Annotated in this window: 10 protein-coding genes; 6 read left to right on the top strand and 4 right to left on the bottom strand. The window is 65.6% G+C overall.

The window, feature by feature from the left end; all coding sequences use genetic code 11:
* Nucleotides 1-307: 307 nt before the first annotated feature.
* From JW897_RS23075 to JW897_RS23060, 4 genes are all read left to right on the top strand, one after another.
* On the top strand, nucleotides 308-1,648 hold the full coding sequence (locus JW897_RS23075) for a glutamine synthetase family protein (protein WP_048415876.1): 1,341 nt from the start codon (nucleotides 308-310) through the stop codon (nucleotides 1,646-1,648).
* Nucleotides 1,649-1,931: 283 nt separating this feature from the next.
* Nucleotides 1,932-2,663: a transglutaminase-like domain-containing protein gene (locus JW897_RS23070; RefSeq protein ID WP_205467799.1), complete on the top strand. Its 732-nt coding sequence runs from the start codon at nucleotides 1,932-1,934 to the stop codon at nucleotides 2,661-2,663.
* Nucleotides 2,664-2,746: 83 nt separating this feature from the next.
* Nucleotides 2,747-3,073, top strand: coding sequence for a hypothetical protein (locus JW897_RS23065; protein WP_048415874.1), 327 nt, complete (start codon nucleotides 2,747-2,749; stop codon nucleotides 3,071-3,073).
* Between the two features lie 245 nt (nucleotides 3,074-3,318).
* Nucleotides 3,319-4,065, top strand: a complete 747-nt coding sequence (locus tag JW897_RS23060; protein ID WP_205467798.1) for a class I SAM-dependent methyltransferase — start codon at nucleotides 3,319-3,321, stop codon at nucleotides 4,063-4,065.
* Here the strand turns inward: JW897_RS23060 and JW897_RS23055 are convergent.
* Nucleotides 4,062-4,862: a class I SAM-dependent methyltransferase gene (locus tag JW897_RS23055; protein ID WP_205467797.1), complete on the bottom strand. Its 801-nt coding sequence runs from the start codon at nucleotides 4,860-4,862 to the stop codon at nucleotides 4,062-4,064. The two genes, JW897_RS23060 and JW897_RS23055, sit on opposite strands and share 4 nt — an antisense overlap.
* Nucleotides 4,863-5,197: 335 nt before the next feature.
* Between JW897_RS23055 and sph the strand changes: the two genes are divergently transcribed.
* Complete coding sequence (gene sph / locus JW897_RS23050; RefSeq protein ID WP_205467796.1) at nucleotides 5,198-6,721, top strand: sphingomyelin phosphodiesterase; 1,524 nt, start codon at nucleotides 5,198-5,200, stop codon at nucleotides 6,719-6,721.
* Nucleotides 6,722-6,902: 181 nt separating this feature from the next.
* Here sph and JW897_RS23045 read toward each other — a convergent pair whose 3' ends face one another.
* The gene (locus tag JW897_RS23045) at nucleotides 6,903-7,307 is read right to left on the bottom strand and encodes a DUF3995 domain-containing protein (RefSeq protein WP_205467795.1); all 405 of its coding nucleotides are present in this window, start codon (nucleotides 7,305-7,307) and stop codon (nucleotides 6,903-6,905) included.
* A gap of 227 nt (nucleotides 7,308-7,534) precedes the next feature.
* On the opposite strand from JW897_RS23045, the gene JW897_RS23040 reads away from it, so the two are divergent.
* Complete coding sequence (locus JW897_RS23040; RefSeq protein WP_205467794.1) at nucleotides 7,535-8,653, top strand: hypothetical protein; 1,119 nt, start codon at nucleotides 7,535-7,537, stop codon at nucleotides 8,651-8,653.
* Nucleotides 8,654-8,727: 74 nt separating this feature from the next.
* Here JW897_RS23040 and pta read toward each other — a convergent pair whose 3' ends face one another.
* Together pta and JW897_RS23030 are read right to left on the bottom strand one after the other, a co-directional pair.
* Nucleotides 8,728-10,812 (bottom strand): phosphate acetyltransferase, encoded by a 2,085-nt coding sequence (gene pta / locus JW897_RS23035; protein ID WP_205467793.1) that lies wholly within the window; start codon nucleotides 10,810-10,812, stop codon nucleotides 8,728-8,730.
* 114 nt (nucleotides 10,813-10,926) lie between these two features.
* Complete coding sequence (locus JW897_RS23030) at nucleotides 10,927-12,120, bottom strand: acetate/propionate family kinase (protein WP_048415868.1); 1,194 nt, start codon at nucleotides 12,118-12,120, stop codon at nucleotides 10,927-10,929.
* Between the last annotated feature and the right edge of the window lie 15 nt (nucleotides 12,121-12,135).

Genomic DNA, 12,135 nt, shown 5'->3' with positions numbered 1-12,135 from the left:
AATCATTGCGAATGTCCGTGCGCCGGTACTAGCATGCATTCGTTCAAAATATTGAACATTCCGAACCAAAAACGATCAATGCCATTCAAAGCGGCATTGCGCCGTTTTACCCAACAGAGAGGAGCACCCGGATTGCCGATCCATCACTGGGCCCGATTCCAGCCCCGTCCCGCCTGCCCGCGCAGCCCCGGCTGCCGCACACTGGACCGTAGATTATTTTTAGTACAAGCGCAGCGGCCGCATACGCTGAGGCACGACGCCCAACGCGACAGCAGCTCGGGCGCGCACACATGACAACAGAGGCTTTATGAATAACGCAGAACAAATCAACAAATGGTTGGACGACAATCGCATCACCGAAGTGGAATGCCTGATCCCGGACATGACCGGGCTCGCCCGCGGCAAGATCGTGCCGCGCCATAAATACAATCCGGCCGAAGGCCTGCGCCTGCCGGAAGCCGTGCTGTCCATGACCGTGACCGGGGACTACCCGGACCAGGACTTCACCTCCCTCGCCGATCCCGACATGCGGCTGATTCCCGACGCCAGCACCCTGCGCCCGGTGCCGTGGAACCTGGAGCCCACCGCCCAGATCATCCACGACTGCGCCTTCTTCGACGGCCGCCCTGTGGACCTGGCGCCGCGCAACGTGCTCAAGCGCATCCTCAAACTGTACGAAGACGAAGGCCTCAAGGCCGTGGTGGCGCCGGAAATGGAGTTCTACCTGGTGGAAATCCAGCCGGACGAAGACATCCCGCTGCGCCCGCCGGTGGGCCGCACCAAACGCACCGAAGCCGGCATGCAGAGCTTCTCCATAGACGCCGTCAACGAATACGACGGCATCTTCGACGTAATGTACGACTGGTGCGAGGCCCAGGGCCTGGCGCTGGACACCCTGATCCATGAAATGGGCACCGCCCAGATGGAAATCAATCTGGACCACGGCGACCCGCTGGCGCTGGCGGATCAGGTGTTCCTGTTCAAGCGCACCGTGCGCGAAGTGGCGATCCGCAACAATATGTACGCCACCTTCATGGCCAAGCCTATGCAGGGCCAGCCCGGCAGCGCCATGCACCTGCACCAGAGCGTGGTGGACAAGGACAGCGGCAAGAACATCTTCAGCCTGAAGGACGGCCAGCCCTCGGAAAAATTCTTCCACTTCATCGGCGGCCTGCAAAACTATCTGCCGCCGGCGATGCCCTTCTTCGCGCCCTATGTGAACTCCTACCGCCGGCTGAGCCGCTACACCTCGGCGCCGATCAATCTGTCCTGGGGTTACGACAACCGCACCTGCGGCCTGCGCGTGCCGCACTCGGACCCGCAGGCGCGCCGGGTGGAAAACCGCCTGGCCGGCGTAGACGTCAATCCTTATCTGGCCATCGCCGCCAGCCTGGCCTGCGGCTACCTGGGCATGAAGCAGGGCCTGATGCCGTCCGAACCGCTGACCGGCAGCGCCTACGAGCAGCCGCACCAGTTGCCGCGCCACCTGGACGACGCCATCGACATGCTGCTCAAGTGCGAGCCGCTGACCAATCTGTTCGGCGAGCACTTCATCCGCACCTACAGCGCGATCAAGGAAGCCGAATACCGCGAGTACTTCGACGTGATCAGCCCGTGGGAGCGGCGCTTCCTGCTGCTGCACGTTTAATCGGCGCTTAGAACGTGTTTACGATCTCGCGAGCAAGAGCGAGACAAGGCGAAAACGGCCGAAAAAGCGGAATGTACGGTTGGTACATGAGCATTTTGAGGGTGTTTTCAACGCTGTATCGCCGAAGCGCAGCAGATCGTAAACAGGTTCTTAGGCGCAGAGCGCTCACCGCCGGCCCTCATCCGGGCCGGCGGCTTTTCCGCCCTACCGTCATCAAACTGTGCATTGACAATCCCCGGCTCTGAATATTCAATATGATTAACATCGGCCGCTAGAGTATTCCATGCAACCAAGCCCCCAGCCCGACCCCGTCCGCCCAGCGCCCTGCGCCGGGCTGAGCCTGAGCCAAGCCCTGCGCCAGGTGCAAAACGACGCCTCCCCCGACAACGACCGCGACTACTGCCGCGCCTTGCACGACTTCGTGCGCGACCGAGTGCGCTTCGGCTTCACCAGCCAGTTTGAAACCGTCACGCCGGAACGCACGCTGGCTCTGGGGCGCGGCCATTGCAACGCCCAGGGCGACCTGCTGCGCGCGCTGCTGACCACCGCCGGCATTCCGGCGCGGCTGCGCTTCGTGCGGCTGGACAAGCGCGTCCTGCGCCACGCGGTGCCAGCCCCGGTCTACCTGTTCCTGCCGGAACACCTGTTCCACGGCCTGGTGCAAGCGCGGCTGGACGGCCGCTGGCTGCACTGCGACAGCTATCTGTTCGACCCCGACGGCTTTGAGCGCCAATACGCGCGCCTGCTCGCCTCAGGCCTGCCGCGCGGCTACGGCCTGCGTCTGGGCGCGGACTGCCGCTGGAGCGCGGACGCCGACAGCTTCTCCCAAGCCTGCGCCGACGACCTCGACGACGACGACCCGGTCTACGACAACCTGGCCATCGCGCTGCAGGAAAAAGCCGGCAACAACACCCTGCTGGGCCTGCATTTCAATCAATGGCTGAAGCTGGCGCCGCCGCCGCTGCGCCGGCGCGGCGAACGCTATCTGAACAGCCGGCTGCACCCCGCCCGCTGACGCCGGCCGCCCGTTGGCCGCTGTACAAGCCGCCGGCGCGGCCTCTATGATGGTGCCCCGTCCACAGCCGCCAGAACCTGACCATGAACCGTCGCCTGATCTCGCTCGCGCTCGCCGCCCTGCTCGCACTTCCCGCCTTCAGCCAGGCGGAAGGCCGCGACGACTACCGGCTGCCGCGCCAGCTGCGCCAAAGCAGCGAGCACCTGAGCGACAGCGACTTCAACGCCTACAGCATCGTCTGCTACCAGGCCGGCCAGATCGTCGTCAACATCCCCGCCGCCAAGAACATCACCCTGCTGCGCGAGGACGAGGACATTCGCGAAATCCGCTACTTCCCCGGCAGCGACATCCTGAACGAGCAAAGGCTGTCGGTGCCGCGCAGCCTGGCCTGTCAGCTGCGCCGCAACTGACGCCCGCCGCGCCGCCGGTTTAGGCTCACGGCGAAATGCGTTATCATCGCCGGATGCGCGAATTGGACGTACTGATTGTTTCCAGACCCAACAGCACCCCGCAACGGGGTGAGGGGTCGTCCTGCGCGCCGCTTTCGCAAGCGTAAGCCAACCCTCGCAGCCCCGCCGGCCACGGCCGGGCTGCGTTCGCATCGTCTCCCGCATCCCCGTCGTCCGGCATCCACCTTTCACACAGGAATACCGCAATGACGCAAAACATCTACGACAACCCCGACTTTTTCCACGGCTACAGCCAGCTTGGCCGTTCGACGGAAGGCCTGGCCGGCGCGGCGGAATGGCCGGTGCTGCAAGCCATGCTGCCGGCCATCGCCGGCAAGGACGTCCTCGATCTGGGCTGCGGCTACGGCTGGTTCTGCCGCTGGGCGCGGGAACAGAACGCGGCGGACGTGCTGGGCCTGGACGTCTCCGAAAAAATGCTGGCCACCGCCGCGCAAATGACCGCTGACAAGAGCATCCGCTACGCTCGCGCCGATCTGGACGCGCTGGATCCGGCCGCCCTGGGCCTGGCCGACGCCAGCCGCGACCTGGTCTACAGCTCGCTGACCTTCCACTACCTGAAGGACCTGGCCGGCCTGCTGCGCGCGGCGCGGCGGGTCTTGCGCGCCGACGGCAGGCTGGTGTTCTCGATCGAACACCCGATCTACATGGCCTCGCGCCAGCCCGGCTGGCTGCACGACGCCCAGGGCCGAAAAAGCTGGCCGGTGGACAGCTACCAGATGGAAGGCGAACGCGTCACCCACTGGCTGGCCGACGGCGTGGTCAAACAGCACCGCACGCTGGGCACGCTGCTGAACCTGACCCTGGCCGCCGGTTTCCAGCTCTGCCATGTCGAAGACTGGGGCCCCAGCGACGCCCAGATCGCGGCGCGGCCGGAGCTGGCGGAGGAAAGGGAGCGGCCGATGTTGCTGCTGGTGTCGGCGCGCTGCGGCTAAGCCCCCGGCTTGCTCGCCCAAGTGGCGATGAAGGCCGGCAGATAGCCGTCGATGACGAAGCGCGGCGTCGGCTGCATCTCCTCGTGGAAGCCGGCCAGCAAGAAGCCGGCCTCCAGTTGGCCGCCTATCTGCTCGGCCAGGCTGTGGCCGAACACCAACGCCTCGCCGCCGGCCCGCTTGGCCGCCAGCGCTTCCGGTCCCAGATCGCGCAGATCGGAATACGGGGCCGGATAACGCGGCCGGATCAGGCCCTGGCGCGCAAGCTCAGGATCGCGGTCGCCGATGAAGGCCGCCGGATTGAAAAAGCTACTCAGCAAGCGTCCGCCCGGACGCAGCACCCGGAAGCACTCGCGCCACACCGGACGCACGTCCGGCACGTAGAGATTGGAAATCGGGTGAAACACGCAATCGAAGCCGGCGTCGGCGAAGCGCGACAGGTCGCGCATATCGCCCTGCTCGGTCCTCAGCGTCAGCCCTTCGCGCCGCGCCACCAGACGGTCGCGCTCCAGCTGCTGCTCGGAGGCGTCGAACACCGTGACCTCGGCGCCGGCCGCCGCCAATAGCGGGCCTTGCTGACCGCCGCCGCTGGCCAGGCACAGAATGCGCCAGCCCGCCGCCTGATCCAGCCAGCCGGCCGGCAGCGGCCCAGGCGTCAGCCGCGCCTGATGCTCGCCCGCGCGCGCCGCGGCGATGGCGGCGGCGTCCACCGGCTGCGACCACGGGCCGGCCTGCTCGGCCTGGCGGTCCCAGGCGGCCTGGTTATGTGAAAAAACGTTAAGGGAAGCATGTACCGACATGGGAAGTCCTGTTCTGTTCAGAGAGAAGGAAACACCCAGCCAAAGCCGCGTCCATAGCGAAACGGACGGCCCCGCGAAGGGGCAAAGACGAAGCGGACGACAAAACGAAACGGCAATGCGGCAAACGGCCCAGGCTGGGCAAACGAGTGACGGGCATTACAGCTTCATTCCGGCGCGCTCCTATCGGGAAAAGGGGGAAGACTCGCGTCCGCTGAAACGGACGGACGCCAGCATGGCCGGCGCAGCCGCCATTCTACGCCAGATCAAATTTAAATGACATAGCAATTCCGCAAACAAGGCCATTCAAGCTTTGCGCTCCCACACCCCTCGGAGACATGATGAAAGCTTGCCTGGCACTTTGCGCTACACTGCTGGCCGCCCCCGCCCTCGCCGCCTATCCCGACGACCTCAGGCTGACCACCTGGAACGCCATGTTGCTGCCGCAGTCGCTCTACCCCAACTACGGCCAGGAACAACGCGCGCGGCTGATCGCCGCCGCCCCCGTCCTGCAAAACCAGGACGTGGCGGTGTTTCAGGAGCTGCAAGACAACAGCAGCTCCGAAGCGCTGCTGCAAGGACTGAAAGCTCGCTTCCCGCACCAAACCCCGGTGATAGGCCGCAGCCAAAGCGGCTGGGATGGCACCGAAGGCTGGAACGGCGCCAAGCCGGAAGACGGCGGCGTCGCCATCGTCAGCCGCTGGCCCATCGTGGAAAAGCGGCAGTATCTGTTCCGCACCGCCGGCTGCAGCTGGGAGCAATACGCGCTCAAGGGCTTCGCCTACGTCAAGCTGCAAGCGGGCGGCCGGTACTACCATGTGCTGGGCGCCCACCTGCAATCGGAAGACGGCGGCTGCAAGGACCACGCGGCGGTGCGCCAGGCCCAGCTGCGCGAAATCGCCGACTGGCTGCGCGCGCGGCAACTGCCCAAGGACGAAGTGGTGTTGATTGCCGGCGACATGAACGTGGACCGCCGCAAGCCGGCGGAATACCGCGCGATGCTGGACATCCTGCAAGCCAGCGAGCCGCGCTACGCCGGCGTCGCCGACAGCTTCGACACCGCGCGCAACGGTCTGGCGCTGGAACGCTACGGCGTGCGCGGCGGCGACGCGCCGGAGTACCTGGACTACATCCTGACGCTGAAGACCCACCGCCAGCCGTCTGCCTGGCACAATCTGGCGCTGGACGCGCCATCGCCGCAGTGGACGGTGCAATCCGTAGGCAAGCACACCTACGCCTACACCGACTACAGCGACCACTACCCGGTGCAGGCCTTCGCCTGGGCCGACGCCGCCACCCCCACCCAGTCCTATACCGACCAGGCCGGCAGCTACCGCCAGCTGGGCCTGCAAAACCTGGGCAACGGCCAATGGCTGCAAAGCGCCGCCGCCAACGACGGCTGGCTGAAGACCGGCCCCGGCGATGGCCCCGCCGCCCGCTTCAACCTGTCCAACAACTTCGCCATGCGCGACAACGGCTGCCTGCGTTCCGGCGACTACCTGCGGGTGGAGCGCGCCGACCGCCCCGGCTGGTTCTGGACCTGGTGGGGCGGCCTGGACGCCAATCAATACGCCTATTACACCAAGCAGGGCCCTCTCAACGCGTCGACGGAACTGCGGCTGCAGATTCAAGACCGGCCGGACGGCTGCCTGCGGGACGGCGACATCGTCAGCTTCAAGGATTGGGCGCGGCAGAGCGATTACTATCTGACCGCCTGGAACGGCGGCGCCCACGACGGGCAGCTCTATCTATGGCAGCCCGGCGTCGGCCCGCGCGAGCGCTTCCGCGTCAGCATGCCGCGCCAGCCGCAGCGGCTGGATTGGAAGGCGCAATTGATTTACGCGCAGAACAACAAGCGCTAAGAACGTGTTTACGATCTCGCGAGCTAAGGCGAGACAAGGCGAAAACGGCTGAGAAAGCGGAATGTACAAGTGGTACATGAGCATTTCGAAGGCGTTTTCAACGCCGTATCGCCAACGCGCAGCAGATCGTAAACAGGTTCTAACGAGGACAGCGGGCGGCTTGCCGCCCGCTTCAGGAGGTTTACCAGGCGAGGATCAGCAACAAGCTGCCCAGCAACAGACACAAAGGGGAATAGAAACGGGTGTCGTTGCGGGCGAAGCGGCTGCCGCGCACGCTCTTGAACAAGCCGACGTAGCGGAATTCGCCGATGCCGCGCAACAGCAGCGCGACAGCCAGCGCCAGCAAGCCCCAGCGCACGGTTTCCATTTGCCAGAAACGGGTCAGATGGCCATGCAGCGCAACAGCCAGCGCCGACAAGGCCAACAGCCCGGCCACGGCGAAGGTGCCGGCGCGGGTGGGTTGGAACAAGGGCTTGCCGTCCACCTCGGGCACGGCCGCGTCCATGCCGACGGTGCCGCCCAGCGCCCAATAGCAATGAACCAGACTGATAATCAGAAAAACAGTAATCAAAAACAGGCTCAGCATAAGCAGGTTCCCTTTCTAATTAAGTGTTTATCGGAAGTTCAACCTCGCCCTGATTATAACACAATCCCATCTGCATTGATCTACGGCAAAAAAACGACAACGCCGTGCAAAGCTGTCGCAATGAGCGCGGACGGCGCACTGAGTGAATTCTGCAAGCCGCGATCCGGCTTTTTGACGACAGTAGCGGGGTCAAATCACTCCATGCCTTCCACTTGAAAGCCGACCCCATGCCAAACATTACCGCCCAAAGCGGCATCCGCTCTCTCACCGCTCCCGCGGCCTTGCCGACTGCCCGCGCCGCCGCTCAGCCACAACTGGGCCTGGGCCGGCAGTTGGCCAGCGCCTCGAATCGCTGCGCCGCCGCGCCGGACCGCCCGCAAACCACGCAAGGGCCCGTGCCGCAGCAAGCCCGTTTCCAGTCGCTGTTGTTCCGGGTGGCCAACGGCGAGGTCAACGCCTCCCCTGCGCGTCAGGACCAAGCGGTGGCGCTGTACGGCCTGAGTCACGCGCAAATGCAGCTGTCCCGTTTCGTGCGCGGCGAACTGGACATGCAAAACGTCGCCACCATCGCCAATTACAATAAGCAGCTGGACATCGTCCATTACAGCCGCGACGACGCCATGTATAGCATCTCGCCCCGCAAGCTGATCCAGGAATTCAGCCGCCACATCAGCGACGCCGCCGCCGGCAAGCTGGTCAAGCGCGCGCCGCAGCCGGCCGCCCCCATTCTCCAGGCCTGGGCCGACTACCTGGGCGCCCATCACACGCGGCTGGACCCGTTTGTCCGGCTCAACGCGTTGCTGGCCGACGTGCCGCCGACGGAGCGCTCCGCCGTGGCCACCCGCTTTGTGCTGAAAAACACCAGCGGCGGCTGCCGCACGGAAACCACGGTCAACACCTTGCTCTATCTGGTGCACGCCTGCGGCTGCAAAAACGCCGACGACGTCGCCGCCGCGCTCGGCAAGCGCACGCTGGAACAGCGCGACCTGCTGGACCTGTCCGAACTGTTCATCAAGCATTTCTTCCGCAACTCCAGCAAACTAGGCCTGGAGTTCTTCGCCAAACAAGGCGCGGAAATCGCCTTTGCCTGGAACGACGCTGGCCGCGGCAAAATGAACCTTGAAGCGATACGGCAAAAGCCCTGGCAAGAACAGCAGCGCCGCTTCCAGCACAGCTACGAGCCGATCACCTACTCCGAAGTCCGCTCCGTGCTGCGTCAGCCCGAGCTGTTCGACGGCAAAGTCTCCAAAGTGTATTTCGCCGACGACGGCGTGGAACTGGCTGGCTCCCCCGCTTCCGAGCAATGGGTGGCGCTGACGCGCCCCATCGCCGCACCACGCCACTAAACAAGGCCGCATAAGACAACAGCCCCCGGCGCTTTCGCTCCGGGGGCTGTTTTCAGCTCAAGCGCTCTTGCAGCTTACTGCGCGTCCGCCTGGATCGCGGTCAGAGCGATGGTGTAAACGATATCGTCCACCAGCGCGCCGCGCGACAGATCGTTGACCGGCTTGCGCAGGCCTTGCAGCATCGGGCCCACCGACACCACGCCGGCGGAGCGCTGCACCGCCTTGTAAGTGGTGTTGCCGGTGTTCAGGTCCGGGAACACGAACACGTTGGCGCGGCCTGCCACTTCGCTGTCCGGCGCCTTCTGACGGCCTACGGACTCCACGCTGGCGGCGTCGTACTGCATCGGGCCGTCTATCATCAGGTCCGGACGCTTTTCCTTGGCGATGCGGGTGGCTTCGCGCACTTTCTCCACGTCCGAACCGCTGCCGGAAGTGCCGGTGGAGTAAGAGATCATCGCCACGCGCGGGCTCAGGCCGAAGGCGCGGGCGGAATCGGCGGACTGGATGGCGATATCGGCCAGCTGTTCCGCGTTCGGGTCCGGGTTCACCGCGCAGTCGCCGTACACCAGCACCTGATCCGGCATCAGCATGAAGAAGATGCTGGACACGATGCTCGCGCCCGGCGCGGTCTTGATCAGTTGCAGCGCCGGACGGATGGTGTTGGCGGTGGTGTGCACCGCGCCGGACACCAGGCCGTCCACCTCGTTCAAGGCCAGCATCATGGTGCCGATCACCACGCTGTCTTCCAGCTGTTCCGCCGCCTGCGGCGCGGTCAGGCCCTTGCTCTTGCGCATCTCCATCATCGGCGCCACGTAGCGGCCGGCGGCCTCTTTCGGGGCCAGGATTTCAATGTCGGCCGGCAGGGTCACGCCCTGGGCTTCCGCCACCTGGCGGATGCGCTCCGGTTCGCCGATCAGCACGCAGCGGGCGATGCCCTTCTCGTGGCAGATGGCGGCGGCCTGGATGGTGCGCGGCTCGTCGCCTTCCGGCAGCACGATGCGCTTTTGCGAGCGGCGCGCGCTCTCGATCAGGCGATGGCGGAAGGCCGGCGGCGGCAGGCGCACTTCGCGCGGCTCGCCGATCTTCTGCACCAGCACCGCGGTGTCGATGCGCTCGGCCACGAAGTCGATCATCGCCTGCATGCGCTCGGCGTCTTCCATCGCCACGTGACGGTCCAGATTGGCCAGCATGGTGCTGGTCTCATAGGTGTCACGCTCGGTGGACAGAATGGTCAGGCCGGCTTGGCGCGCGGACTGGATCAGCGGCAGGATGCTGCCGGACACCGGTTCGCCGCAGGTCAGCAGCAGGCCGGCCAGCGGCACGCCGCGCAGCATGGCCAACGAGGTGGCCAGCACCACGTCGCTGCGGTCGCCCGGCGTCACCACCAGGGTGCCCGGCAGCAGGCGTTCGGCCATTTTCTCGACGGTGCGGGCCGCCACCACGGTTTCGCGCATGCGCGCTTGCTCGATCTGGCCGGCGTGTTCGATCTTCAAACCCAGCGCGCTGACCACGTCCAGCACGCGCGGCGCGTCCAGCTTGGCGTCGTAAGGCACGCAGCCCAGCAGCGGCGTGGCGCAGCCCTGCTCCGCCAGCTCCGCGCGCAGGCCGGCCAGATTGCCGCACTCCGCGCCGCGGTTCAGCAGCAGGCCGGCCAGTTTGCCGTTGCCGTCGGCGCCGAACTGGCGCTGCACCAGTTGCACGCATTCGGCGATGTCGCGCGCGCCGCGGCCGGCGCCGGACAGCACCAGCAGCAGTTCGGCGGACAGGCTGCCGGCCATTTCCGCGTTCAGGCGGATGGCGGTTTGCGCGTCGCTGTCCGGCACCAGGCCTTCAACGATCAGCACGTCGTGATTGTCGCGCGCCTGTTCCGCCAGGCGCACCACGTCTTCCATCAAGGTGGCCAGCTCGCCTTCGCGCAGCATGGCTTGAGCGCGGGCAAACGGGATGGACGCCGGCGCGTCGATATTGCACAGCTGACGGGCGAAGTGGCTGGACAGCTCGGCGCCCACGCTGGCGGGCTGCGCGATGGGCTTGACGAAGCCCACCTTGATGCCGTCGCGCTCCAGCGCGTGCACCAGGCCCAGGGTCATGGAGGTCAGCCCGGCGTCCGAACCATAGGAAGCCAGGAAAAACACTCGTTTCGGTTGTTGCGATGTCATGGTTTTGCTTTCGACGCGCGCGCCGCCGCAAGGCGGCCCGGCGTTCAGAATCAGGCGGCGGCCGACGGAACGCCGGCCGCGCGATACAGACGCGGCTTGCGCCGCGAGGTCCTATCAGATACCGGCCAGGTCGGCGGTATCCTTGGCGATCATCCACTCTTCGTTGGTGGCCATCACCAGCGCGGTGGTGCTGCCCGGCTGGCTGATCACGCCGGTGTTGCCGCGCACGGCGCGCTCGTTGGCGGCCGCGTCCACGGCGAAGCCCAGCACCTTCATGTGGTTCAGGGTTTTTTCACGCAGCAGGCTGGAGTTTTCGCCGATGCCGCCGGTGAACACCAGCGCGTCGATGCGGTCCAGCGAGGTGGCCAGGCCGCCCAGCAGACGGGCCAGACGGTGAGCGAACATGTCCAGCGCCAGTTGCGCGTCCACATTGCCTTCCGCCGCCGCTTCTTCCAGAGCGCGACAGTCGCTGGACACGCCGGAAATGCCCAGCAGGCCGCTCTGCTTGTTCAGCAGATTGTCGATGCCGTCCAGATCCAGGCCTTCCTTGCGGGCGATGAAGGTCACCGCGGCCGGGTCGATATCGCCGGAACGGGTGCCCATGATCAGGCCTTCCAGCGGGGTCATGCCCATGGTGGTGTCCATGCACTGGCCGTTCTTCACCGCGGAAGCGGAAGCGCCGTTGCCCAGGTGGGCGATCAGGATGCCGTGGTTGGCCGGGTCCAGCTTCAGCTCGGCCACGGTTTCGCCGGCGATGAAGCGGTGGCTGGTGCCGTGCATGCCGTAGCGGCGCACGCCGTATTCTTTGTAGAAGCGCTGCGGCACGGCGTACATATAGGCCGGCTTGGGCATGGTCTGATGGAAGGCGGTGTCGAACACCACCACCTGCGGCAGCTTGGGGAAGGCTTTCTGCGCGGCGCGGATGCCCACCAGGTGGCCCGGGTTGTGCAGCGGCGCCAGCGCGCAGCATTCTTCGATGCCGGCCAGCACTTCGTCGGTGATCAGCGCGGACGCCTGGAAGCGCTCGCCGCCGTGCACGATGCGGTGGCCGATGGCGACCACGCTGTCCAGCCACTCATGCTCGCCCATGAAACGGGTCAGCGCTTCCATCGCCTCGGCGTGGCTGCCGCCGTTCAGCGACTCCGTCTTCTTGCCTTCCGCGGTTTTGAAAATGATGCGCGAATCCGCCAGGCCCAGGCACTCGGCCAGACCGGACAGCAGCGGCTCGCTGGAGCCCTTGGGCAGCAGCGCGAACTTCAGCGAGGAACTGCCGCAGTTGATCACCAGAATTTCAGAAGATGTCGTCATAATATATCAGCGATT

Source organism: Chromobacterium alkanivorans (assembly GCF_016937655.1).
Taxonomy (GTDB): domain Bacteria; phylum Pseudomonadota; class Gammaproteobacteria; order Burkholderiales; family Chromobacteriaceae; genus Chromobacterium; species Chromobacterium alkanivorans.
The sequence above is the reverse complement of the archived record's forward strand: the minus strand, read 5'-3'. Positions and strand labels throughout refer to the sequence as shown.